Consider the following 25,103-nt stretch of genomic DNA (forward strand, 5'->3'; position numbering starts at 1 on the left):
CGCCGGTTTCGGGATCGGCTTCGTCGGCGGTGGCCTGGTTTTGCTCCGCCGCGGCGGTGGCGCGGCGACGGCCGGCGGATTGCCTGAGGCGGTAGCTGTCGCCGTTCATGGCCAGGATGCTGACGTGGTGGGTCAGCCGGTCGAGAAGCGCACCGGTCAGCCGCTCCGACCCCAGGACCGAGGTCCAGTCCTCGAAGGGCAGGTTCGAGGTGACGATGGTCGAGCCACGCTCGTAGCGCTGCGAGAAGACCTCGAACAGAAGCTCGGCGCCGGTCGGCGACAGCGGCACATAGCCGAGCTCGTCAACGATCAGCAGCTTGACCGCCTGCAACTCGCGCTGGAGCCTGAGCAGGCGCTTCTCGTCGCGGGCCTCGAGGAGCTGGCTGACCAGCGAAGCCGCCGTGGTGAAGGCGACGGAGAAGCCCTTCTGGCAAGCGGCCAGCCCGAGCGCGAGAGCGACATGGGTCTTGCCCGTGCCACTGTTGCCGAGCGCGATGATGTTCTCCCGGCGCAGGATGTAGCCGCAGCGCGCCAGTTCCAGCACGAGCATCTTGTTGAGGCTCGGGATCGCCGTGAAGTCGAAGGTGTCGAAGCTCTTCACCGCCGGGAACCGCGCCGCCCGGATCCGCCGCTCGACCATGCGCCGTTCCCGGTCGATCAGTTCGAGTTCGACCAGCCGCAGCAGGTAGCGGGGATGATCGACGCCGTCCCGGGCGCATTCCCGCGCGACCTTGTCGTATTCGCGCAGGACCGTCGGCAGCTTCAGATGCTTGAGGTGATGGGCCAGCAGCACCTGCGGCGTTCCCGCGGTGGTGCCCGCCGGCATCACCTCCTTCGCCGGGCCCGTCATGCCGCCGCTCCAGGCAGGAGAACGGCATAATCGGCGGCCGAGGTCGTCTTCACTGCCGTCTTCGGCAGGTGCGGATAGGCCGCCAGGTTGAGACGGGCCGGGCGCCGCTCCAGACGCGCCAGGGCGATCAGCTTCACTGCATCGAAGCCGATCGCACCCAGTCGGATGGCCTCGCCCACGGCAAAGCTCACGACCTCGCGCGGAAGGGCCTCCATCAGCCGCAGCACCTGGATGAACTCACGCTTGCCGCGATTGCCCATCCGCGCTTCCAGAAGATGGCGCAGGTGCTGGAATGTCTCGGGCAGGTCCCAGCCCTGGAGCGCCGCCGCCTGGTCGAGCGCGTTCGGCTTGCTCTCAATCAGCGCCAGATAGTGCAGCGGATCGGCGACGAACACGCCGGTCCCGTAGCTGCGCGGGTGCCGGGCGATCTCCTCGCCCCGGCACAGGATCACGACCTCCTCGACGAAGCCCTTCGCCACCACGTCCTGGAAGCCATAGGCCGTCGGCACCGAGTAGTCGTTCGACCGATAGCGGACCAGCGCCGTCGACGAGACCCGCCCGCCACGCTTCTCGCACGGCTCCAGCGGCACAGCCGGCAAGGAGCGCAGGGCTTCAAGATCGGCCACGAGCCGTTCGCCAATCGTCTTCGCATGCCGACCGGCCCGCTCGCCCTGCCGCCGGCGGCAGCGCTCTGCCAGCATCACGTTCAGTTCGGCGAAGCTCGCCGCCACCGGGATCGGCGTCAGGAAGTTCGAGCGGGCATGCTTCACCAGCCCTTCGACCTTGCCCTTGTCGTTGCCCTTGCCCGGGCGCCCGAACCGATCCCGGAACAGATAGTGGCTCACCAGCTCGGTGAAGGCCCGCGTCCGCTCACGCCGGCCGTCGCCGCAGATCTTCGCCACCGCGATGCGCGTGTTGTCATAGAGGATCGACAGCGGCACACCGCCGAAGAAGCCAAAAGCCGAGACGTGACCGTCCAGGAACGCTTCCGTCGTCTCGCGTGGATAGGCCTTTACGAAACAGCCGTCCGACTGTGGCAGGTCCAAGCAGAAGAAGTGGATCTTCTGCCGCACACCGCCAATCACCGCGGTCGCCTCGCCAAAATCGACCTGGGCGTGCCCGGGCGGATGCGCCAGCGGAACAAAGGTCTCCCGGCCCCGCGCCCGGCAGAGCCGCACATGGTCCTTCACCACCGTGTAGCCGCCGGCAAAGCCGTGCTCGTCACGAAGGCGCTCGAAGATCCGCTTCGCCGTATGACGCTGCTTCACCGGTGATGTCCGATCTGCCTCCAGGATCGCTTCGATCACCGGCAGAAGCGGACCCAGCTTCGGCTTCTCGACCGGCTTCGTGCGTGTGTAGCCCGGCGGCAGCGAGAACCGGCACATCTTCGCAACCGTCTCGCGGCTCAGCCCGAACACGCGAGCCGCTTCCCGCCGGCTCTTCTCCTGGTTGAAAACGAAATCGCGAACCGCCGCGTAAATCTCCACAGCGAACATCCCCGCCAACCCCGAAAGGGGTCAGCCTATCCAGTGGCCGACTTTTACGCCGCCCGCGCCGGCACAAACGCCGGCGCTCCACTGGATGGTTTTCTCACCGCCGTGCACACATCGAGCATGTCGCCAACAACGCGCTGAATCGCGGCCTTATCCGTCATCATCGGCAGCAGAAACCGAGACCTAGGATCGCAAAGAAGTTCCTCGGGAAAGAGCTGGGCCGGTAGATCAACGATGACCGGACCGAGTTCGGTATGCCGACCGGCAAGATCCTTGATTTCGCTCCCGATCGAGGATGCATCGGCAAGGACAAGCCGAGCCGTCTCAAAGGGGGCCTCTTCGTCCGCCCGCAACGCCGGTGGCTCCCCGGAGGCCAACACCTGGATCAGCAGAGGCTCCAATCCCATCTCGAAGAATCCGCAGGCGAGCAACAGACTGGCCGTTGTCCGTCCGATGCCCTGCCCGGAACCTGCACAAACAAAGACTTCCATACCTTGCCTTCCAATTCAGGGGCCTTGGCGATTCGCCGCACCCTATCGAAGCGCAGTAGGTTCGTCCATAATGTTTGTCCAAAAATGGCCATATAGGGCCTATTCAGGACACATGAGTCCTATATCGGACAATTGTTGACAAGCTGGATTCCGGGACCCGCGCGTGCGATGCCATGGGCATGGTCCCTGGCGCTAACGTATTGAAAGCGGCAAGAATTGCGCTCGGATTGAGCCCAGACGAACTGGCCAAGCAAGCAGGCATCAGCCGACGGACTCTCGGGCGGGTCGAAACCCATCCTCGCTCCGACCGCTATCTGAAGGGCGCCGCAATGGTTCAGCAGGCGCTAGAAGATCGGGGCGTGGAGTTCCTGAGAGCTCTAGCCACCAAAGGGGAAGGCTTTCGGTTACCATTGGTCATTACTGGCGCAGCCTCTGACTCCGCCCCGAAGTGACCCGCACCTGGACGTTGGCGGCAGGAGCCCATCATTCACATGACCGTAATCCGCGCGCCGCGAACGTCTGCATTAATATCCATCCACGTTCAGCCGCCACTGCTTTCAGTGCAGACGGGATTGGGGCCTCGTCGACTTCCAAGCTGAACGCCTTTTTCCGTATTTCAAGTTCCTGACGATCGTCGCCTTCCTGTTGCTCGCGATCCTGCCCCGCACCCAGTTGGTAAGCTTGCTGGACCGAACCGCTGGCTGGCGATCGCGGGTTGGCTTCGGGTTGGAAATCGCCGCAGCACTGGCCATCGTCACCCTTGGAGCCTGGCCGCTGCTGCGGTAAACCGCTCGGGCGAGCTCCTTGCAGAGCGGCGCGCTAAGGGTTCGGATTTCACCCCCGCAACCGCTGCGGCAATGCCCGCCAGGGAAGAGTCTATGCGCAGCCCCGATGGCGTCACGTCCTTCGAACCGCGATTACGCCAGAACCAGCCAAGCCAGTCGGCCTCGCAAGCAGGATGATTCGAGGTCAATGGCGGCAACCGAAATCTAAATTGAGCGGCTAGGGCTGCCGCTCAAGCCATGCCGTCACAATTTCCGGTTCAACACCTGCCACTTCAATTAGCCTATCGGGATCAAGGATCCGAAGCCGACGATAATGGAACTCGACGATGCGTTCCTTCCGCAGCCCGCTGAGGACCCGATTGACGTGAACCGACGTCAGCCCCGTCGCGTCGCCGATCTGCTCCTGCGTGAGCGGGAGCGGCATTTCCTCAATGCGATTGCCCGGCCATTGAGCGCGGTAGCGGGCAAATAGCTCCAATATGAGGTGGGCGACCCGCTCTCGCGCGGACCGGCGCCCGATGCTCGTCAGGTGATCAAACGCCAGGCTGCAATCGCGGGCCAGCGAGCGCGCCAGACGCATGGTCAGCTCCGGCTCATCGCGGGACAGTGTCGCAAGCATCGAGGTCGGGATCACGGACGCCACCACGTCGGTCAGCGCCAGCGCCCCGAACGTTGCCTGCGACCGATTTGATGGCAAGACGCCCAGTATGGCGCCGGGCAATGCGAACTGGACGATCTGGCGCCTGCCATCCTCAAGCTGGGTATAGAGAGCCACCCAGCCATCGATCAGGTTGAAGATGGCGTTGCCCGTCGACCCAACGCTGAAGAGGTCGCGGCCCGCTTCGATTTTTCGATCGCCCGATCGGTAGCGCGGCAACAACCGATACCCCTCGGTTGACGAAGGTGCATCGGCAGCGGGCCGCGGTGCACCGTCAGCGCCCGTCAGGCTACGGCGCGGACGTCTGCTCAAGTCGTGAACCGACGCACTCGCCCCGTCGGCCAGTTCACGCAATGCCAATTCACGAAAGGTCGGCCCATTCCGCTCGCACTTGATATTTTCCCAATCGTTGCGAGGGAGCGACCGGGCCATCTCCTCAGAAATAGACGCTCGATCCAAATTCATATTGCACCTCCCGGGCGCACCTGGCCCGTTGCGGCGGCTGCCTTGGCAGCCCATCAGCATTCTGGATGAAATCCCGAGCTCGCCGGCTCAGCGCGTCCGACACCCTCGGTCGGCACGACACGGCTCACGATCGTGTGCTGGCCGACCTATGTCGGCAGGGGACGCATCGAAGGCGAGCGCAGCGGCCTAATAGAGATAGGCTTTGGGGACGGGCGGATCGCGACCGACAATAACCGAGTGTACGTGATCTTCGCGAGAAACCACGATTACCGCAGACGTGAGCGACGCTCGAATGATGTCACAGCGATATGGATGCTGAGATACCTGACATTGCGCGCAGACTGTCCGGCAGCAAGCGTGCCTGGGCAGACAACCGTCTTCGCCCGCGGACGTCACGATGACGGTCGAATGTATCGCCGGACTGGCCTGCTCTCGTGCCGCACGGTTCTCGTGCGCCCACGATGCTTCCCCCAGCCACAGTAGGGAAACCATGCAGACGACAACCAATGCAATGAACCTGAACATCCGCACCATAGCCGTCGAAAGTTCGTTTGCGCTGAACGTCAGCCGCGGATCCGGGGGTCGAGTGATCCAGATACGCGATGCGTGCAAGCCCGCGTATCCATTCCACTACGACAGGATGCCGTTTGCTTTGATCGAGGTCAAAAGCGCTGCTTACACGTGGCCACGTCGAAATCGCTGCCCGGATGCGCGATTGATCGAAATTAAGGTGTCGCGCAGAAAGCTGTGCTGATCTCTTGCGGTGTAGAAGATTTCTCGCGCGGGCCAAGATGGCACCAATAGCCCTGCCCCGAATTGATCGAAGGCACCGGATAGCAGTGCTCGTCGCGCGGGGACGACGCAAGGCGATGCTCAGTCCGTTCTTCGCCAAATGCGATGGGGTGCTACTGATCGACCCTGACGAAGCACAGGAACATGAGTTCCGCGCGAACTGCGAACGAACCGGCGAAGCCATCTGTGACCTGGTGCTCGCAACCGGCATCACTAAGCTCATATGCGGGTTCATCGACGAAGCCGATCGCAACCGCCTTTCAGCGTTCGGGGTGGATATCCGGCTAGGCTCCTGTTCACGGCCTGTGACCCTGCTGGCACGCGAATTTGACGTCCTGCCGAAGGCTTGAGGCTTCGCCGGGCGCAGGATCGACTCGAACATCCCGCCCGAGCACGCCATATCCGGGCTTCCAGAAAGCTGGGTCACTTCGCCGCGTCAGCTTAACCGAGATCAAGGATTTGCGTCCCGGTTCGCCTCATCTGTTGAGCCAGGATCACGCCACCGCACGTCGAAGGCTCCCGTGGCCCGCCAGATTCGGGACCCTACGGTGATCCGCAGAGGCAGCTCCTACCATTGATGGCCTCCAGCGGACGCGACCTCATGGAACACAGTGCAGACCACCCCAACGCCCAGGATCAGAAGCGCCGATCCACGTCGTTCAAGATCGCTCTCGTCGGGTTTCTGGCAGTCGCGGCCTTCTATCTGATTGCGGAGCACCGCGCCCATCTCCTCGGCTGGCTCCCGTTGCTAATATTCCTCGCATGCCCGCTGCTTCATGTGTTCATGCATGGAAGACATGGAGGCCACGGCAACCAATCAATCCAGCCGTCCTCAGGTTGGCGGCAGCCTCCGCACGAACACTGATCAGGCTCTCGGAGCGCTCCCATGCACGACAACGTTCCCGCCTACGGGCTTTGGTCCCTTGTTCTTCTGAACTCCGCAGTCTTCATCTTTTTTGCTTTCAGCTTCTTCAAGCCGAAGTCACCGCGCGACTGGCGCTCATTCGGAGCCTTCAGCGCCTTCATCCTGGCCCTCTTTACGGAAATGTACGGCTTCCCGCTGACGATCTACCTCCTATCCGGTTGGTTGCAGTCCAGATATCCGGACGTCAACTGGCTCTCCCACGACGCAGGGCATCTTCTCGAGGAACTCTTCGGCTGGCGAGCGAACCCGCATTTCGGCCCCTTTCACCTGCTGAGCTTCCTGTTCATCGGCGGCGGCTTCATGTTGATCGCGGCCGGTTGGAGGGTGCTCTACGAGGCTCAGCGACGCGGCACGCTCGCCACCACTGGCATCTACGCCCGGATCAGGCATCCGCAATACGTCGGCTTCGTCCTCGTGATGTTCGGCTTCCTGCTGCAATGGCCGACGCTGCTGACGGTCGCGATGTTCCCCGTCCTGGCCTTCATGTACTGGCGGCTCGCGCGGCACGAGGAGCAGGAAGCACTAGCCGAGCACGGCGAGGCCTATGCGCGATACATGCAGGACGTGCCCGGCTACTTTCCGCGACTTTCGTCCCATCCGACCGAAACGACGAGCCGCTAGCCAAATCGAGTTCCCGGCGTGGTTTGATCTGAGGGTCTAACGGCGAGCAATGCTTCGACCTTGATAGCCCGGCACGCCGCCGCACCCGGAGTTGCCCGACGCGGATTTCACGGGATGCAGCCGTTCGTCAGCGCTGGCGGCATCACCGTGCATGCGTTAGCATTCATACTGAATCTGCCTAGGGGGCTGATCGGTTCCAGCACAGGAGAGCTTGTGGGCCAATCCGTTCATCCAGCCGCAGCCTCCACGCACTTGCCGGCATTCATTACGGCCCCCGGCGAGACAGACTGGCTCATGATTGCAATGGGCATGTTTCTGCTTCTTTTCGTCCTCGCGGTTGGCATCCTCTATCTTCGACTGCATGCGCTGCCCGATCGCCTCGCGCACAATAAAGTGCAGTTAGAAGTCACTTGCGTGTTGGGTCTGCTGGCCATGTTCACCCACATGCACATATTCTGGATCGCAGGTTTGCTTCTTGCACTGATCGATATCCCCGATGTGATCACGCCGATTAAGCGGATCGCAGGTGCAACGGAAAAGATCGCTGATCGCGCGGAAGTCGAGCGTGAAGAGCTAGGCGAGCGGCCCTCCGGTCCCGTTATCGAACCTCGGAATTCCGCCGCTGCCTAAGAATTTCGAGCTGTCTGTATCCAAGTCTAAGTGAGCAACGGAACGCCAACCGATACTCGGTCGGCGGACACAACGAACTGCGGACTCCGCTCGAGCGATAGAGGGACCGCTTTCGAGGAGCGTCTCCGCACAGGACGGGTTCGGAGAGTTGCATAGTGGTCGGTGGCCCCGGATTTGCGGTCCAAGCGCAGGTAGGCGCCCCGCGACCTTGAGCCTGCCCCCGATGCTGGACCGGCTTGCTGGCCGCTTCCAGGGGGTATGAGCCTGCCCCCGATGCTGGACCGGCTTGCTGGCCGCTTCCAGGGGGTAAACGGTCACCGCGGGCTGCATGCCGGTGGCCGATTGACGAGCGATATCGGGGTCTTGTTCCCGATCGCGCTATGAGGTCGTAGCTCGTTGTACTCCCTTCGCCAAGCCTCCACTTTCTCCCGGGCATCGGGCAGGCTCATGAACCAGTGGGCGTTGAGGCATTCGGTCCGGAACTTCCCGTTGAACGACTCAATGAAGGCATTGTCCGTCGGTTTGCCCGGGCGGGAAAAGTCGAGGGTGACGCCGCGCTGATAGGCCCACAGGTCGAGGTCGCGACTGACGAACTCGGTACCTTGGTCGACCCGGATACTGGCCGGGAAGCCATGGGCCGCACCGATCTGCTCCAGCACCTCGACGACGTCGGCGCCGCGGAAGTTGAAGCGAACGTCCAGCCCCGGCGAGAACCGGCTGAAGGTGTCGACGATGGTCAGAACCCGCAGCTTGCGGCCGGTGGCGAGTTGGTCGTGGACGAAGTCCATGGCCCAGATCTCATTCGTCCGCGTAGCCGGACGACGATCGTCGCGCAGCTTCGCCTTGACCCTGCGCTTGGGCGTCTTGTTCCGGAGCTGGAGGCCCAACTCCTTGTAAAGTCTGTAGATCCGCTTCGGATTGACATTCCAGCCCTCCCGCTTGAGCAGCACATGAATCCGGCGATAGCCGTAACGCATGCGCGTCTCGGCGATCTCCTTGATCCGTTTGATGAGGCCGGCCTGCCCGGTCCGTCGGGAGCGGTAGTGATAAGTCGAGCGCTCGACTGGCAGAGCGCGGCAAGCACGACGGATGCTCACCTGCCAGACTGCGCGCACATGATCGACCATCGACCGCTTGCGGGCAGGCCTTAGAGCTTTCGCTTGATGACGTCCTGCAGCATCTCCTTGTCGAGCGACAGGTCCGCCACGATCCGCTTCAGCCGGGCGTTCTCTTCCTCGAGCTGACGCAGCCGCTTCATCTCCGAGGGCATCAACCCGGCGTACTTCTTGCGCCAATTGTAGAAGGTCGCATCGCTGATTCCTGCCTTTCGGCAGACTTCCGGAACCGGCGTCCCTTCCTCAGCCTGGCGCAGGATGAAGGCGATCTGCGCCTCCGTGAACTTCGACTTCTTCATGCCGAAAACTCCGTCCGCAGCCCGTGCTGCTAAACTGGAATTCTCCAGCTTTGAACGGTCCAGGAAACCGGAGGCAGGTCAACCTCCACGTACAAAGGGAGCAAGGTTGCGAGAAAACGATATCGTGCATCCGCAACGCTTCCCATCGCAGCATGACGGAAGGAGGACCACCCGACGCCGGCGGTTGCTCCTCACCAATCCCTGCGGCGGCAGCGACAGTGCGAGAAAGCCCCCCGGCACTGGACCTTAATCTCGATCAAAGATTTCCGGTCGCGAAATGGCGACCCTCGCGGCCTCCGAAATGCTCGCCGCTGTAGCGCTGTCCTGCGTTATCCTCCGCAGCCGTGCCAAGGAACAGACTATGAGTTCGCCGCATTCTGACCATGGCCATCACGGGCATCGCGGCCATGAGGGTCACCAGGCGAGCGGGCACTCGGTCCACGACCGTCACGACAGCCCGAAGGTGGTCATGGCAGCCGGATCGAGCCATTCCGAGCATGCTGGACATGGCGGACACGACCATGGCGCCATGGTCGCCGATTTTCGCCGACGTTTCTGGGTAACGTTAGTCCTGACACCGCCGGTTCTGCTGCTGTCGCCGATGATCCAGCACTGGCTCGGCATTACCAGCGCCCTCGCTTTTCCGGGTGACGGCTATGTTCTCTTTGCGCTGTCCACGGCCGCCTATCTCTACGGCGGCTGGCCGTTCCTGACAGGCTTCGCCTCCGAGCTGCGTAAGGGGCAGCCCGGAATGATGACCCTGATCGCGCTGGCGATCTCGGCAGCCTATTTCTTCTCCGCCGCCGTCACCTTCGGCTTTCCCGGAGAGGCCTTCTACTGGGAGCTGGTGACGCTCATCGTCATCATGCTGCTCGGGCACTGGGTGGAGATGCGCTCCGTCATGGGCGCCTCACGCGCCCTCGAGGAGTTGGTGCGGCTCCTGCCGGACAGCGCAACGAGGATCGAGGCCGACGGCAGCACGCGCGAGGTTCCGATCTCGGCGCTGAAGCCGGGCGATCGCGTGATCGTCCGGCCGGGCGCCAAGGTCCCCGTCGACGGCAGGATCCTGGAGGGTTCCTCAGGCTTCAACGAGGCCATGCTTACGGGCGAGTCCAGGCCCGTCACCAAGACGGTCGGCGCGACGGCGATCGGTGGCGCGATCAACGGCGCCAACGCGGTGACGATCGAGGTGACCGCGACGGGCGACTCGACCTATCTCGCTCAGCTCATCGATCTCGTGAAGAAGGCCCAGGCGACACGCTCGCGCACGCAGGACGTCGCCAACCGGGCTGCGGCCTGGCTGACCTACATCGCCCTCATCGTCGGCTTCGGAACGCTCTTCGTCTGGTGGTTCCTCCTGTCCGCCCCTCTCGAATTCGCGCTCGAGCGGATGGTCACGGTGATGGTCGTGGCCTGCCCGCATGCGCTCGGCCTGGCCGTCCCGCTCGTTGTCGCCGTCAGTACCTCGCTCAGCGCCAGCAATGGCCTGCTGATCCGCGACCGCGCCGCCTTCGAACGCGCGCGCAATCTCAATGCTGCTGTCTTCGACAAGACGGGCACCCTGACCGAGGGCCGCTTCGGGGTCAGCGACATCGTGTTGCTCGGCGAGGGCAAGGTCGATGACGAGCTGGCCTTCGCGGCCGCAGCCGAAAGCCAGTCCGAGCACCCGATCGCCCACGGGATCGTTGCCGAGGCGAAGGCGCGGAACATCGTGCTGCCGAAGGCGACCGAGGTCAGCAACATCACCGGCGAAGGCATCGTCGCCAAGGTCGGCGACCAGGGCGTGCGCATCGTCAGTCCCGGCCATCTCGCCCGGCAGGGCCAGCCCGTCGAGCACCCGGAGCTCAAGCGACTCGAGGCCGAGGGCAAGACGGTCGTCGTGCTTGTCAGGGAGGGCACACCCCGGGCCCTGTTCGCACTCGCCGACATCGTCAGGCCGGAATCGAGGGAGGCGATAGCCGAGCTCACCCGCCTCGGCATCAGGTCGGTGATGCTGACGGGCGATGCCAGGGGTGTTGCAGAGACCGTCTCCAAGGAACTCGGCATCACCGAGTTCTTCGCCGAGGTGCTCCCCGACCAGAAGTCCGAGAAGATCAAGGAGCTTCAGGCGCGCGGGCTCTCGGTCGCCATGGTCGGCGACGGCGTCAACGACGCACCGGCCCTCGTCCAGGCCGATCTGGGCGTCGCCATCGGCGCCGGGACTGACGTCGCCGTGGAATCGGCCGACGTGGTTCTTGTCAGAAGCGATCCGCGCGATGTCGGGGCGATCCTGGGCCTGTCGCGCGCGACCTATCGCAAGATGGTTCAGAACCTGATCTGGGCGACCGGGTACAACACCATCGCCATCCCGATGGCCGCCGGCATTTCCTTTGGCACAGGCTTCCTGATGACCCCGGCCGTGGCTGCCGTCTTCATGTCCGCCAGCACCGTGATCGTCGCTATCAACGCGCAGTTCCTGCGCTTCTACAGGCGCCAGGCATGACTTCGACGAACCGACAGGAAAGCGTTCCGCGATGCGGCTGATCCTTCCCCTGCCCGGCAACGAGGCCTTCGCGCAACGGCTGGCGGATGCCGGAGGATGGGAGTTCGGCGCGCTCGAAACGCGCCGCTTTCCCGATGGTGAGAGCTATGTGCGCCTCCTGTCGGATGTCGCAGGCAGGCCGGTCGATCTCGTTGGCACGCTGGCCAGGCCCGACGAGGGCTTCCTGCGCCTGGTCTTCGCTGCGGATGCGGCTCGCTCGCTCGGAGCGCGGACGGTGACGCTGATTGCGCCTTACCTCTCCTATATGCGGCAGGATCGGCGTTTCAGGGCCGGAGAGGCCGTGACCTCGAGAAGCTTTGCGCGGCTCATCTCGTCGAGCTTCGACAGGCTGGTTACCGTCGACCCGCACCTGCACCGATATCCGGCGCTTTCCTCCCTCTATTCCATCGCCACGAGCACGCTGCATGCGGCCCCGCTTCTCGCCGACTGGATCGCGGCGGAAGTCCATTCGCCCCTCGTCATCGGCCCGGACGAGGAAAGCGAGCAATGGGTTTCGGCGATTGCCGAACGAGCCCGCGCTCCCTGGACGGTGCTTCGCAAGGTGAGGCATGGGGATCGCAGCGTCGATGTCGATGTGCCCGACCTGTCCGCATGGCAGGGGCGCCAACCCGTTCTCGTCGACGATATCGCCTCGTCCGGCCACACCCTGATCGAGGCGGCGCGCAAGCTCCCGCTGCAAGCATTTCCCAAGCCCGTCATTGCGGTCGTCCATGCCATCTTCGCCGACGATTCCTATGCTCGCCTGCGCACGCTATCCGAAAGGATCGTCTCCACGGACGCAGTCGAGCACGAGAGCAATGCCATCGGTCTTTCCTCACTGATTGCAGGCGAGTTGTCGGTCGCGGAAGATGCAGCGGAACAACTCGTGCGGCGGCGCAGGCCGCCCGAACCGCGCGACGAGGTTGAGCAAGCCGGATATGACTCCTTTCCGGCCAGTGACCCGCCACCCTGGACGTCCGGCCGATGAAGCCTCGCACGCAAATCGAGGTCCCGGGCGGGCAGAATGCGGTGACGAGCGCGAGGCTCAAGCGATCCGAATTGGCCTCGACTTTCGGCGCCGCTCTGTTCGGCGGCGGCCTCGGATTGCTGGTCGCCCGCTACGTTGCCGACCTTACGGTTCCCTTACTGCTGGCGGGAGCGCTCATGCATGCTTGGGGAATGTACGACAAGCACGCAATCGAGCGGGACCTGGGACGGCCCGAGGCGCCGTGGATGAGGGCGTTGTACTGGCTGTGCTGGCTGGTTCTGGCGGGCGTGGCTCTCACGATCATTCTGAGAGCGCTCCTCTATGCGGCTTCGGTCCAGGTATCCGCTCGCGCAGCAGCAGGCGCACTTCTCTCCTGAGAGCAATCCGCGCAGAAAGGTCCAGCGAGTGAACCACGATCCATCTCCCGAATTTCTGCGTTGGGCCAATGGCTATGGCGTCATCGAGCACTCGTCCGAAACCAGGGATCGCGTCCGGGCCCTGGGGGCGCGGCTGATCGCGGCCGGCAGAACGACCGAAGTGGATGCGTATTACCGCTTGCTCGCGGCGGCGGACCGCCTCGCGTCGGCCGCCATGTGGGCCGTCGTCCACATGACCTATGCCCGAAGGATGGACCTCTCCGGCGCGCCTTTGCCGCCGGAGGCCTTCAAGGCCACACCGGAGGGACATACCGGCGGCTCGCTCAATATGGTTCCCGCATTCGTCGGCTATCTCGTCGCCAACGCGATCACCGCGACGACGCGCTCCTGGCTCATGGGACAGGGGCATTGCGTCGCCTCCATAGAGGCGATCAACGCCCTTACCGGCGACGTGTCCGCCGTCCAAAAGGGCCGCTACGATCGTAGCGAAGCCGGGCTTTCGAGGCTTGCCACCGACTTCTATTCCTATGCGATCGACGGAAACGGACACGCCTCGGTTCCGCTCGGAAGCCACGCCGGCCCCAACACGGCCGGTGCGATCTCGGAGGGAGGGTACCTCGGCTTTGCCGGGGTACAATACGTTCACATGCCGCTCCCCGGCGAGCGGCTGGTCGCGTTCTTGAGCGACGGCGCCTTCGAGGAACAACGAGGTTCCGATTGGACGCCGCGCTGGTGGCGCGCCGAGGATTCCGGCATCGCGGTCCCGGTGATGATCCTCAACGGTCGCAGGATCGAGGAGCGAGCCCAAATCGCACAGCAGGGTGGCTCAGACTGGCTCGCCTCCCATCTGCGCCATAATGGGTTCGACCCTTTCACGATCGACGGGCGGGATCCAGCAGCCTTTGCCTGGGCGATCCTCACGGCGGAGGAGCGGCTCGAACGCTTCGCGGCCCGCCCGGACCGCCGCTATCCCGCGCCGATCCCCTACGTCATCGCCGAGACGGTCAAGGGCTTCGGGTTCCCTGGAGCGGGCACCAACGCCGCGCATAACCTGCCGCTCGGCGGCAACCCGTCGAACGACGAGGTCGCGCGCCAAGCGTTCAACGATGCCGCGCGGTCCCTCTTCGTGCCGTCGGACGAGCTCGATCGTGCCATCGGCGCGCTGGCGGTTCACGGGAAACAGAACCGCCCGCCCGAGAGCCGGCACCCGCTGGCGTTCCGGCACCCGCCCTCCCCTCGACTTCCTGAGCCCGATTGGACGAGGGCCGGCAGCCCGGCAGATTGCGCTATGCATGCGCTCGACCGGTGGTTCGTGCGCCTGGTCGACCACAACCCGGAACTGAGGCCGCGCGTCGGAAACCCCGACGAACTGCGATCCAATCACATGGGCGCTACGCTCGATCGCCTGCGCCATCGCGTGAACGTCTGCGAACCCGGGACCGCGGAGGCCGTGGACGGAGCGGTCATCACCGCTCTAAACGAGGAAGCGGTGGCGGGCGCGGCGCTTGCCAACAAAGGTGGCCTCAACCTGATCGTCAGTTACGAGGCCTTCGCCATGAAGATGCTCGGCGGCCTGCGACAGGAAATCGTCTTCGCCCGGCGACAGCGCGAGATCGGACGGCAGCCAGGCTGGATATCCGTGCCGCTCGTCGTCACCTCCCACACCTGGGAGAATTCCAAGAACGAGCAGTCGCATCAGGATCCCACGATCGGCGAGGCACTACTCGGCGAGATGTCGGACACCGCACGCGTCCTGTTCCCGGTCGACGCCAACACCGCTATGGCCGCCTTGCGCTCGGTCTATGGCGGCCGCGGACAGGTGGCCTGCCTGATCGTCTCCAAGCGCGACATGCCGCATCGGCTCGACGCCGAGACGGCCACCCGGTTCGTGGAGGACGGCGCGGCCCATTTCGAGGGCGTGCCGGACGCAGCCGACCTACAGATCGTCGCGATCGGCGCCTATCAGTTGGAAGAGGCGCTGAAGGCCGCCAGCCGACTTGGACGGCACGGTCATCGAGTCCTGGTCACAGGAATCTGCGAACCCGGACGCTTTCGTCAGCCGCGCGATCCTATCGAGGCGGCCTTTACGGCAGGCGACGATGCAGTCGCGGCGTTGTTCCCGCCGGATCTGCCGCGCGTGATCGTGACCCATACGAGGCCTGAACCCATGCTTGGCCTGTTGCGGCGGCTGGACGGCGGACCACGGCGGACCACGGCGCTCGGCTATATCAGCCGCGGCGGCACGTTCGACGTGCCCGGGATGCTCTTCGCCAATCGTTGCTCGTGGGCGCATCTGGTGGATGCGGCGGCGCCGCTCGCTGGCTGGTCCCAAGTCGACTTGCTCACACCCGCCGAGCGCGACGCCATCAATGGACGCGGCGACCCGGCCCACCTCCTAATCTCAACGACCTGAAGGGCCGTCACGCTCATGCTCACGCTCACCTCCCTCGGCGGCGCCGGTACGGTTACCGGCTCCAAGCATCTCCTTGCCCACAACGACACCCGCATCCTGATCGATTGCGGCCTGTTCCAGGGTCTCAAGAACCTGCGCGATCTGAACTGGGAACCGCTGCCCATCGACCCGTCGAGCATCGATGCGGTGGTGCTAACGCACGCCCACCTCGATCATTCCGGCTATCTGCCGAGGCTGGTTCGAGAGGGCTTTCGCGGCAAGATCTTCGCGACCGCCGCCACGAGCGACATCGCCGAATTGATCCTGATGGACAGCGCCCACCTCAACGAGAAGGACGCCGAATACGCCAACAGGAAGGGATTTTCTAAGCATAAGCCAGCCCTGCCGCTGTACGGAAGCCATGATGCCGAGCGCGCTCTCGAATTCTTCACATCGGTTCCATTCGGCGAGGTCGTTCGGCTTCCCGGTGGCGCCACGCTGAGGTTCCGGCACGCCGGGCACATCCTGGGTGCCGCCACCGCCGATATCGAATGGGGCGGACGCCGTATCGCCTTCTCCGGCGACATAGGGCGCTATGACGACCCGGTTCTCCCCGACCCCGAAGCCGTGCCCGAAGCGGACTATGTTCTCGTGGAATCGACCTACGGCAACCGCGTCCATGACCCGGCCGATCCCACCGAAGCGCTCGGTGCGATCGTCAAGAGAACGGTCGAGCGGGGCGGAACGCTGGTGATCCCGGCCTTCGCGGTCGGGCGCGCCCAATCGCTGCTCTACCATCTGTGGAAGCTCAAGACGAATGGGCAGCTTGCCAACGTCCCGATCTACCTGGACAGCCCCATGGCGATCGATGCAACCAATCTGCTGCACGCCCATCGCGCCGACCATCGGCTGCCTGTGGAGGTGTGCACCGCCGTCTGTGCGGTCGCGACCTATACTCGGGACGTCGAGGGTTCCAAGGCGATCACGGCCAGCCCCTATCCCAAGGTGGTGATCTCGGCGAGCGGGATGGCGACCGGCGGGCGCGTCCTCCACCATCTCAAGGCGTTTGCCCCCGACTCGAAGAATACGATCCTGTTCTCCGGCTTCCAGTCTGCGGGCACTCGCGGCCGCGCCATGCTGCAAGGCGCACACGAGACCAAGATCCATGGCGAGTGGATCCCCGTCCAGGCGGAAGTCGCCGAGTTGTCGATGCTCTCCGCGCACGCTGACGCGAACGAATTGATGCGCTGGTTGTCGGGCTTTCGGCGCGCGCCAAGCCGCGCCTTCATCGTTCACGGTGAGGATGATGCTTCGGAAGCCTTGCGCGTGCGAATCGACCGCGAGCTCGGCTGGAACGCCACCATCCCTCGCATGAACCAGTCCTTCGACCTATGACGATGCCCAACGATCCCGCCGTCACCCAACCGACGTTGCGAGCCAGGCGGCTACACCTGCACTCGCAGCACCAGGCGGTCGTCGTCATGCGGACCGACTGCCACGTCTGTCGCTCCGAGGGATTGGCCGCCCGATCACAGGTTCTGCTTTCCAATGGCGAGCGGCATGTCCAGGCGACGCTGTTCCAGGTCGAAGGGGACTCGCTCCTCGCCCTCGATGAGGCCGGGCTTTCCGAGACGGCCTGGGACCTTCTCGGCATCACGGAGGGCGAGGCGATCACCGTCAGCCATCCGCCCGCCATCTCGTCGTTGGCAAGCGTGCGCCGGCGCATCTACGGCAACCGGCTCGATGCGCAGGCGTTCTCCGCTATCGTCGGGGACGTGGTCGCCGGGCGCTACACCGACGTCCATCTCGCAGCCTTCCTGACGGCCAGTGCCGCGTTGCCGCTGAACGAGGGCGAGACGGCCGATCTGACGGATGCGATGGTCAAGGTCGGTGACCATCTGCGATGGGATGCACCGATCGTGGTCGACAAGCACTGCGTCGGCGGCCTTCCCGGCAACCGAACGACCCCGATCGTCGTCGCCATCGTTGCGGCGAACGGCTTGGTCATGCCCAAGACCTCCTCCCGCGCCATCACCTCTCCGGCTGGAACGGCCGATACCATGGAGACGCTCGCGCCGGTCGATCTCGACATGGCGAAGCTACGGCGAGTGGTCGAGGCCGAGGGCGGATGCGTGGCATGGGGCGGCGCCGTGCACCTCAGCCCCGCGGACGACATCTTCGTTCGCGTCGAGCGTGAACTCGACGTCGACACCGAAGGTCAGCTCATCGCATCGGTCCTCTCGAAGAAGATCGCCGCGGGCTCGACCCATGTCGTCATCGACATCCCCGTCGGGCCGACCGCCAAGGTCCGCAGCGGCGAGGCCGCCGATCATCTCGCGGATCGCATGAGCGCGGTCGCGGCACGTTTCGGCCTCAGCGCGACATGTCTCCAGACCGACGGGGCACAGCCCGTGGGGCGAGGTATCGGCCCGGCCCTCGAGGCTTTCGATGTCCTCGCCGTGCTCCAGAACGCGCCCGATGCCCCCGACGATCTGCGCCAGCGTGCCGCCCTGCTCGCGGGCGCGGCCCTTGAGATCGGTGGCAAGGCCGAACAAGGACGCGGCACCGTGATGGCCCTTGAAACGTTGAGCAGCGGCAAGGCCTGGACGAAGTTCGAGGCAATCTGCCGGGCGCAGGGCGGGTTGCGCGCACCGCCAAAGGCATCGAGCGTCCACGCGCTCGTCGCCCCAAGCGCTGGTCGCGTGGTTCATATCGACAACCGCAAGGTCGCCAGGCTTGCCAAGCTGGCGGGAGCGCCGGAGGCCAAGGCCGCGGGCGTCCATATGGAGGTCCGGTTGGGCGCGACGATCGACAGGGGCCAGCCCCTCCTGCATGTCCACGCCGAAACGGCTTCGGAATTATCCTACGCGCTCGACTACGCCTCGCGTGCCGGAGACATCGTCAAGGTCGAGCCGTGAGGCTCGAGCTATGGCCTTCCACGCTGGCTTGTCCCGGGACGCAGGCGTTCAACGTCTACCAACGAACCATGCATTGGATCGTGCCGCTCCTTTGCATCATCCAGGTGCCGACGGCCTGGGCGATCCAGCGCACGCACCTGGCGCACGGCTTCCTCAAGCCTGCTCCCATCGACTTGTTCCTGCATCAGGTTCACGCCTGGAGCGGATGGCTGATCCTGCTGATGGCGCTGCTACAGCTTGCGATCCGGCTCGTCCGCGGCAAGCCCCTTCCTCCCGATGGCACCTCGCGATTGGAAGCTCGGGTAGCTTCAGCCACACACATAGCGCTGTACGGCCTCTTGATCGCGCTGCCGGTGACCGGAACGATCGCGATGTATCTCACCTTCCGGGTCGCGCCTCTCCATAGATACCTGAGCTGGTTGCTCCTGGCATTGGTCCTCATCCACATCGTCGCTGCGCTCTGGCATCACCTCTATCGCCGCGACGACGTCTTGCGCAGGATGATCAAGGGCTGATGAGGCGTGCCGTCGCCAGGAACCGGGCGTCGGAGATCGGCTCCGGAGCGGACGCACAATGGACTCGTTGATCCCGCAGCTCGGCCTTGCTCTGGCCATCGGCTTGCTCGTCGGACTGGAGCGTGGGTGGCGAGAACGCGACACGCCCGATGGCGGCCGGACGGCGGGTATACGCACCTTTGGGATCTCTGGACTGCTGGGCGGCGTCGCCGCGGCCCTCAGCCTCAGCCTGAACACGCCCGCGGTCCTCATCGCCACGTTCCTGGCCTTCACCGCCGTCTTTGCGTGGTACCAGGCGCGCGAATCCATGCACGACGAGAGCTTCAGCGTGACCGGTGTCATCGCCGCTCTCGGCGTGTTCGCGCTCGGCGCCCTCGCGGTCACGGGCGATCAACGCGTCGCGGCGGCGGGCGGAGCCGCGCTCGCGGCCGTTCTTGCCAGTCGCGATCTCCTGCACGGGCTGCTCAGGAGGATTTCCTGGATCGAACTGCGCTCGGCACTCGTGCTCGCCGTGATGACCGCGATCGTCCTGCCCCTCCTGCCTGCGCGTACGATCGATCCATGGGGAGGCTTCAACCCCCGGCAAGTGTGGCTGTTCACGGTGCTGACGGCCGCGATTTCCTATCTCGGCTAAATCGCCGTCCGGGCCCTCGGTACCGCTCGCGGCGTCCTGGTAGGCGGCCTGGCAGGCGCGATCGTCTCCTCGACCGCCGTCACCGTCGCGCTGGCGCGAACGGCGGCAGCGGGAGGAAGTCCCTGGCCGCTCGCCGGAGCGGCTGCGCTCGCCGCGGGCGTTTCCGTGCTGCGCGTGGCGGGGATCGTGACCATCGTCGCGCCATCGCTGCTCGGCGTTTCCGGCACCGCGATGCTTGCCGCGATTGTCGGCTTCGGGGCATCCGGCGCCCTCTTTCTGTCGCGGGGACGGGTGGACGGAGACGGTACGGAACCGCCCCGAAATCCCTTCGAGCTCGGACCGCTCCTGGCCTTCGCCGTGCTCTTCGGCGTCGTCTCGACGATCAGCGCCGTGCTGTCGATCGGAAGCAGCCGCGGAATGATCGCGACCTCCGCGATCTCGGGGCTTTTCGACGTGGACGTCGCCGTGCTCAGCGCCTTGCGGCTTCTCGGGCAGTCGGCATCGCCCGAGGCCGTCGGCCACGCTGTCCTGCTGGCGCTCGCGAGCAATGCTGTCGGGCGCATCTCGGTCGCGATCGCAACCGGACCTGTCCGCTTCTGGTTGCCATACATCGGCGCCACGATCGTCGCGGCTGCGTTGGGTTACGCGGCATTCGTCACCTTGCCGCATTTCGAGTGGGCGGGCCTCCTGGGCACTCCGAATCCTTGATCGGGGTTAATTCGCGACGTCGGGCATTGCGCTAGCTTTGGGTCCGAGGATCCACCGTTGAGCGGATGCGGACTTTGGCGAAGACCATTGCCGGACTGAGAAGAGCGCTGATCGTGGCGCTCGCGTTCGTGCTGATCGCGGTACCGACGATCAGCGCCCATCCCGTCCATTGCCTGGAGGAGCCGACGGCTGGGTTCTCCCAGGTCGACGCATCGAAAATCACAGCGAGCCAACACCAACATGGGCACGGCAACCCGGAGGCCGGAAGGCCGTCAGGTCCATGCTGCGCGGCGGCGTGCAACGCCTGCGGCATTACCATTGCAGCAGCCCCGAGATCCTCAAGCACCACCGTTGAGGCGGTCGCGTATCGCCGACAGGAGGAGCAACCCGGTGGCCTCGTGGCCCGTCCACCCCATGGCCCTCCTCGATACCGATCCGAGCGGTCCGTCTGACATCCAGGTCGTCCAGCTCAACGCATGTCTGCCAACAAACCGGATCAACGACCCTGCCGTCGCAGGCCGAAACAGGACATTCATCATGAACCGTCGCAGATTCCTCACTGCCGCAATGACCGGGGCCGCGGCGCTCGGCGCGAACGCCTTGATGCGCCCCGCCGCCAGTCTCGCCCAGGGAGCGAGCAGCCCATCACCGATCGACCTCCGGGTCGTCAGCCGGACCATCGAAGTCCACGGGAGGAGCGCCCGCGTGTTCGGCCTTCTGCAACCCGATGGCCGCCATGGGCTCATCCTGGAAGCGGGATCGAACTTCGACGTCCGCCTTGCCAACGAAATCGGCGAGGCCACGATGATCCACTGGCATGGCCTGACCCCTCCTTGGCACCAGGACGGCGTGCCGGACAATCCGAAGCCACTGCTCAAGCCGGGCGATGTCGCCCGCTACACCTTCCCCGTAGGCGCTGGCGGCACACATTGGATGCACGCTCATACGCTTCAGGAACAGAACCTGCTGGCGGCCCCCCTCATCGTCAGGACGGCCTCCGATCTCGCGCGCGACGAGCAGGAGGTGGTCGTCCTGCTGCACGACTTCTCCTTCAAGCCCGCCGAGGAATTGCTCGCGAAGCTGAAGGGCGGCGGAGGTCACGCCGCGCCGATGGACCATTCCGCGATGGGCCACGGGGGCAACACTCACCAGCCTGCGACGACAAGCCAAGCGACGGCCAGCGACCTCAACGACATCGACTACGATGCCTATCTCGCCAATGATCGCGCTCTCGATGATCCCGACGTGATCCGGGTGGAGCGTGGCGGCCGGGTCCGCCTACGCATCATCAACGGCGCCACCGCGACGGCCTTCACCATCGAGACTGGATCGGTTCCCGGCACGCTCTTTGCGGTGGATGGCAGGGACGTCGAGCCGATCGTCGGCACGGCCTTCCCGCTCAGCATGGGCCAGCGGCTCGACATCCGGCTGTCCTTGCCTGTGGGTCCGGGCGCCTATCCCGTTCTCGCGCTGCGTGAAGGGGCCAGCGAACGCACCGGGGTGATCCTCGCCACGCAGGGAGCCTCGGTGCAACGCGTCGCCGGAAGCGCCGAGCACGCCGGTCCGATCGTCGAACTCGGACTCGAGCGGAAGCTGCGGGCCCTGCATTCGCTTCCCGTCCGGGCTCCCGATCGCCGCTTCGCGCTGACCCTCACCGGCCGGATGCAGGACTACACGTGGGGGATCGGCGGCGCGGACGATCTCCGGATCCGGAAAGGCGAGAGGATCGAGGTCACGATGCGAAACGCATCGATGATGTCGCATCCGATGCACCTGCACGGTCATCATTTCCAGGTCACCGCCATCGACGGGGTATCGCTCCCGGGAGCCGTGCGCGATACGGTCCTCGTGCCGCCGGACGCAGCCGTGACGATCACGTTCGATGCCGACAATCCCGGCCGCTGGCCGTTGCATTGTCACCACCTCTACCACATGGCGACGGGCATGATGGCCCAGCTTGCCTATGAAGGGATCGGCTAGCCTCGGCCGGCGCGTCACCGCATCTGGACTCAGCTTTCGGCGCCCGGACCCGTGCACATGGCCTGTCCGGGCGCTCGCCTGAACTGAAGCGTCCATTCGTGGGGCGTTCTCGTCGATCTCGACTACCCTGGCTCCCGCGTCCGGTGGACGAAAGTTTCCATGCCGCGGTCCCTCAGAAATCCAATCTTGTGGTATAATATACGAGGCACGGTTCCTTGATCCAAGGAGGCGAGAATGGGTCTCCAGGGTGTCCTTTTCGCAGCGGCGGGACTGCTGCCCTTCCTCGTCGCTTCCACTGAGATCGCTCAAGCTCATCCCTCGGGATTGCGATTGGGCGCCCAAGAGATCACGCAAGCGGTTCACGGCAAGCTATGCACTACGCCGGGAGGCGCGAGGTTCGCGTTCGGAGCCGACGGACACTTCGCGTATGACGGGCTATGGCAGACCACTGGCAGCTATGTGGTCGCCGACAATTCGATCGTAGTCACGTTCGACAGCGGCCTTCGTCGAGCTTTCGCGATGTCCGTCAGGGATGGCGTACTCTACATGGAACAGACACGCGTATCGTGCGCCAACGGTGGATGATAGGCGGTTCGTCTTGCGCCCACTGCGGCAAAGGGGCGATGCCGTCGCGGACAACGACTTCAACGGTGCTGCTTCAGATGGTGGCCGCTCGGCGCCGCCGGCGATGGATTGCGGTAGCCACGCAGAACATCATATCGCGCGATCTGATCCGAGGTGAGAAGGCCAGCCGTCTCGATATGGGCCTGCAAATGTACCGCCCGCAATGAGCCCTGCCTGGTGCCGATTTGGGCCGTCAGTTCACGCAGGCGCAATGGCTCGATCGTGCGCCGTGCGAAGGCCACATCGAGCTTGAGCTCCAAGTCCAGGATTTCGGCGCCCAACGCCATCGCGCCCGCTTTCATGCGCGCCTCGGATTTCTTCAAGCCGCTGCGCTGTTCGGCCGAAAGCTGGAGTTCGGACGCCAGTTCGAGCGCGTGAAGTGGACCGGGATATCGGTTGAGTTCCGCGGGCTTGGCCAAACCCATGCCGCGCCCCAAAGACAGGTCATCGATCTCATTTCGTGAGAGAGCCTTGATCTCGCGCGCCTCCTGGCCAGCGTAAGGACTCACGGATTGAGCCGAGACGGGAGCGACCCATCCGGAGATCGCCAGGATGAGCAGGCTGAACGCGATTGCTTTGATCATGGAACGGTCTCCTCGATCATTCCGATAAGGGTGTCGGAAGCGCCGCAACATGATTGAAATCATGTCAGCTCGATAATGCCGTTTCCTCTCCGAATGATCCGTTCGGATTCCAACAGCGCGAGCGTCCGGTACAGAACCTCAGGCGCCAGACCGATCATCGCCGCGATGTCCTTCAGCGGCCCGCCGATGGTAATGGTGCGGCCGTCGACGCCGGTTCGCGCCACGAGGTAGCCGAGCACCCGCTCTCGCGCCGAGCGAACATCGCGCAGGGTCAAGGCGGACCGGAGTTCCATCACCTGCCGAGCAAGGTCCGCCGTTAGCTCCAACCGTGCGGTCGCATCGCCCTCCAACAGGGCGAGCGCCGCTGACTTGGGAAAGCAGGCGACCGAGCTCTCCGCCACGGCCCGCGCATCGCAATGATATGTCTCGACGAACAACGAGGCTTCGGCGAAACGCTCTCCCGGTCCGGCGACGAAGAGGAGGGTCTCGCACCCACTGGCGCTGAAGCGCGCAAGGCGAATCTGCCCTCTGCGGACCAGGAAGAAGCCCCGCGTCGCATCCCCGCTCGCGAATAGAGTCTCGCCCGCCGCGAGTTCCCGAATGACCGGCTTCAATCCGGCGAGGATGGACGCCATTGCCATCAGATCTGTTGCAGCCCCCGATAGCGCGCGAAAACATGCTGCCTGCTGGCGGAAAAGATGACGACGTCATAATCCTCGGGCGCCTGCCCGGGCACCTGCATTCCTGGTGAACCGACCGGCATCCCTGCAACCGCGAGGCCCGTCACCTTCGGGCGCTCGATCAGAAGCCGCTTGATCGCCTCGGCCGGAACGTGGCCTTCGACGACATAGCCACCGATTTCGGCGGTGTGGCAGGACATCAGACTATCGGGCACACCCAGCCGGGTCTTAAGCGGCGTGACGTCGGCAACCTCAACCATCTCAACCGGAAAGCCTGCTTTCCGCATATGCGTGACCCAGCCGCGGCAACAGCCGCAATTGGGATCCCGGGTCACGACCATCTTCGGAGGCGTCTCGGCGGCCGAAACAGGGCGCCGCAGCGCGAACGCTGAAACCGCCTGTGCGGCGCCGATCAACAGCGCGCGGCGGGATAGGGAAAGCTCGATCGGCACGATTGTCTCCTTTGCCTTGGTTAGGTCCTTCTCCAGTCGCGCGTCCAGCACCTTCACCGGAAGAAGACGTATTTTACGAGCGCGGCGATCACGAGCAGCAGAACCGCGATTCCGAGCAGGCCCGCGAGACCCATGCCCCAGCCCATTTCACCCATCATGTCGTGCATGCCTGGTCCCTCCATCATTCGACAGCAGCAACAAGGGGCGCTGAGGCGGCTTCCGATGCTGCCTTCTCAGGCGCCAGGGTCGACGGCAGCCGCCAGCCCTTGACCAGGCCGTAGATCGCCGGGATCACCAGCAGCGTCAGCACGGTCGAGGAGACCATTCCGCCGATCATCGGCACGGCGATCCGCTGCATCACCTCCGAGCCCGTGCCGGTGTTCCAGAGGATGGGGAGCAGTCCCGCCATGATCGCGACCACGGTCATGATCTTCGGCCGCACGCGTTCGACGGCACCGAGCATGATTGCCTCATGCAGGTCCGCGCGGGTGAACGCCCGCCCCTGTGCTTCACAGCGCGCACGCACCTCGCGGAGCGCGTGATCGAGGTAGATCAGCATGATCACGCCGGTCTCGGCAGCGACGCCGGCGAGCGCAATGAAGCCGA

General features: G+C 64.6%; 25 protein-coding genes. 16 read left to right on the forward strand and 9 right to left on the reverse strand.

The genetic code is table 11. The annotated features are described in order from the left end of the window. The 3 genes from istB to CXY91_RS05530 form a co-directional block, all read right to left on the reverse strand. Positions 1-850 (reverse strand): IS21-like element helper ATPase IstB (gene istB, locus CXY91_RS05520; RefSeq protein ID WP_100959626.1); only part of this gene is annotated, 850 nt, incomplete at its 3' end. Next, positions 847-2,346: an IS21 family transposase gene (gene istA, locus CXY91_RS05525; protein ID WP_054211493.1), complete on the reverse strand. Its 1,500-nt coding sequence runs from the start codon at positions 2,344-2,346 to the stop codon at positions 847-849. The genes istA and istB, both read right to left, overlap by 4 nt. A 44-nt stretch (positions 2,347-2,390) precedes the next feature. Further along, positions 2,391-2,834: a hypothetical protein gene (locus CXY91_RS05530; protein WP_054211494.1), complete on the reverse strand. Its 444-nt coding sequence runs from the start codon at positions 2,832-2,834 to the stop codon at positions 2,391-2,393. 179 nt (positions 2,835-3,013) lie between these two features. On the opposite strand from CXY91_RS05530, the gene CXY91_RS31280 reads away from it, so the two are divergent. Next, a complete protein-coding gene (locus CXY91_RS31280; RefSeq protein ID WP_377801839.1) occupies positions 3,014-3,286 on the forward strand; it encodes a helix-turn-helix transcriptional regulator in 273 nt (90 codons plus the stop codon). A 550-nt stretch (positions 3,287-3,836) separates the two neighbouring features. On the opposite strand, the gene CXY91_RS05540 is transcribed toward CXY91_RS31280, so the two are convergent. After that, positions 3,837-4,742, reverse strand: coding sequence for a Crp/Fnr family transcriptional regulator (locus CXY91_RS05540; RefSeq protein ID WP_248307366.1), 906 nt, complete (start codon positions 4,740-4,742; stop codon positions 3,837-3,839). A 490-nt stretch (positions 4,743-5,232) separates the two neighbouring features. Here CXY91_RS05540 and CXY91_RS30040 point away from each other — a divergent pair, with 490 nt between their 5' ends. The 5 genes from CXY91_RS30040 (at position 5,233) to CXY91_RS05560 (ending at position 7,710) form a co-directional block, all read left to right on the forward strand. Then, positions 5,233-5,496, forward strand: coding sequence for a hypothetical protein (locus tag CXY91_RS30040; RefSeq protein ID WP_156330450.1), 264 nt, complete (start codon positions 5,233-5,235; stop codon positions 5,494-5,496). A gap of 115 nt (positions 5,497-5,611) precedes the next feature. Further along, the gene (locus CXY91_RS05545; RefSeq protein ID WP_054211495.1) at positions 5,612-5,884 is read left to right on the forward strand and encodes a hypothetical protein; all 273 of its coding nucleotides are present in this window, start codon (positions 5,612-5,614) and stop codon (positions 5,882-5,884) included. 251 nt (positions 5,885-6,135) lie between these two features. Further along, a complete protein-coding gene (locus CXY91_RS05550) occupies positions 6,136-6,399 on the forward strand; it encodes a DUF2933 domain-containing protein (RefSeq protein WP_054211512.1) in 264 nt (87 codons plus the stop codon). Between the two features lie 21 nt (positions 6,400-6,420). Then, entirely contained in the window at positions 6,421-7,080 is a 660-nt protein-coding gene (locus CXY91_RS05555) for a methyltransferase family protein (protein ID WP_054211496.1), read from the forward strand. A 114-nt stretch (positions 7,081-7,194) separates the two neighbouring features. Then, complete coding sequence (locus tag CXY91_RS05560; RefSeq protein ID WP_054211497.1) at positions 7,195-7,710, forward strand: hypothetical protein; 516 nt, start codon at positions 7,195-7,197, stop codon at positions 7,708-7,710. A 314-nt stretch (positions 7,711-8,024) separates the two neighbouring features. On the opposite strand, the gene CXY91_RS05565 is transcribed toward CXY91_RS05560, so the two are convergent. Beyond that, a protein-coding gene (locus CXY91_RS05565; protein ID WP_100959628.1) for an IS3 family transposase occupies positions 8,025-9,124 on the reverse strand; the annotation gives its coding sequence in 2 pieces (ribosomal slippage) (positions 8,025-8,863 and positions 8,863-9,124; 1,101 coding nt in all). Positions 9,125-9,485: 361 nt separating this feature from the next. On the opposite strand from CXY91_RS05565, the gene CXY91_RS05570 reads away from it, so the two are divergent. From CXY91_RS05570 to CXY91_RS05610, 10 genes are all read left to right on the forward strand, one after another. Next, positions 9,486-11,606 (forward strand): heavy metal translocating P-type ATPase, encoded by a 2,121-nt coding sequence (locus tag CXY91_RS05570; RefSeq protein WP_082365522.1) that lies wholly within the window; start codon positions 9,486-9,488, stop codon positions 11,604-11,606. A gap of 31 nt (positions 11,607-11,637) precedes the next feature. Further along, entirely contained in the window at positions 11,638-12,633 is a 996-nt protein-coding gene (locus CXY91_RS05575; protein WP_054211502.1) for a ribose-phosphate pyrophosphokinase, read from the forward strand. Continuing rightward, complete coding sequence (locus CXY91_RS05580; protein WP_054211503.1) at positions 12,630-13,010, forward strand: hypothetical protein; 381 nt, start codon at positions 12,630-12,632, stop codon at positions 13,008-13,010. Before CXY91_RS05575 ends, CXY91_RS05580 begins: the two co-directional genes overlap by 4 nt. Before the next feature lie 28 nt (positions 13,011-13,038). Then, a complete protein-coding gene (locus CXY91_RS05585) occupies positions 13,039-15,423 on the forward strand; it encodes a phosphoketolase family protein (protein ID WP_248307367.1) in 2,385 nt (794 codons plus the stop codon). Between the two features lie 15 nt (positions 15,424-15,438). Further along, a complete protein-coding gene (locus CXY91_RS05590; protein WP_054211504.1) occupies positions 15,439-16,797 on the forward strand; it encodes an MBL fold metallo-hydrolase RNA specificity domain-containing protein in 1,359 nt (452 codons plus the stop codon). A 2-nt stretch (positions 16,798-16,799) separates the two neighbouring features. Continuing rightward, complete coding sequence (locus tag CXY91_RS05595) at positions 16,800-18,320, forward strand: thymidine phosphorylase family protein (RefSeq protein WP_054211514.1); 1,521 nt, start codon at positions 16,800-16,802, stop codon at positions 18,318-18,320. After that, on the forward strand, positions 18,317-18,835 hold the full coding sequence (locus tag CXY91_RS05600) for a cytochrome b (RefSeq protein ID WP_067254926.1): 519 nt from the start codon (positions 18,317-18,319) through the stop codon (positions 18,833-18,835). Before CXY91_RS05595 ends, CXY91_RS05600 begins: the two co-directional genes overlap by 4 nt. A gap of 58 nt (positions 18,836-18,893) precedes the next feature. Then, the gene (locus CXY91_RS31215) at positions 18,894-19,469 is read left to right on the forward strand and encodes an MgtC/SapB family protein (protein ID WP_349236578.1); all 576 of its coding nucleotides are present in this window, start codon (positions 18,894-18,896) and stop codon (positions 19,467-19,469) included. Next, the gene (locus tag CXY91_RS31220) at positions 19,470-20,177 is read left to right on the forward strand and encodes a DUF4010 domain-containing protein (protein ID WP_349236579.1); all 708 of its coding nucleotides are present in this window, start codon (positions 19,470-19,472) and stop codon (positions 20,175-20,177) included. Positions 20,178-20,714: 537 nt separating this feature from the next. Next, positions 20,715-22,157, forward strand: a complete 1,443-nt coding sequence (locus tag CXY91_RS05610) for a multicopper oxidase family protein (RefSeq protein WP_054211515.1) — start codon at positions 20,715-20,717, stop codon at positions 22,155-22,157. Between the two features lie 644 nt (positions 22,158-22,801). On the opposite strand, the gene CXY91_RS05620 is transcribed toward CXY91_RS05610, so the two are convergent. From CXY91_RS05620 to CXY91_RS05635, 4 genes are all read right to left on the reverse strand, one after another. Further along, a complete protein-coding gene (locus tag CXY91_RS05620; RefSeq protein WP_054211509.1) occupies positions 22,802-23,365 on the reverse strand; it encodes a hypothetical protein in 564 nt (187 codons plus the stop codon). 59 nt (positions 23,366-23,424) lie between these two features. Next, positions 23,425-24,000 (reverse strand): Crp/Fnr family transcriptional regulator, encoded by a 576-nt coding sequence (locus tag CXY91_RS05625; protein ID WP_068072574.1) that lies wholly within the window; start codon positions 23,998-24,000, stop codon positions 23,425-23,427. 5 nt (positions 24,001-24,005) lie between these two features. Then, complete coding sequence (locus CXY91_RS05630; protein WP_100959631.1) at positions 24,006-24,497, reverse strand: DUF411 domain-containing protein; 492 nt, start codon at positions 24,495-24,497, stop codon at positions 24,006-24,008. 181 nt (positions 24,498-24,678) lie between these two features. Then, positions 24,679-25,103 (reverse strand): efflux RND transporter permease subunit (locus CXY91_RS05635; RefSeq protein ID WP_199777367.1); only part of this gene is annotated, 425 nt, incomplete at its 5' end.

The organism is Allobosea sp. FBZP-16 (assembly GCF_002831785.1).
Classification (GTDB): Bacteria; Pseudomonadota; Alphaproteobacteria; order Rhizobiales; family Beijerinckiaceae; genus Allobosea; species Allobosea lupini.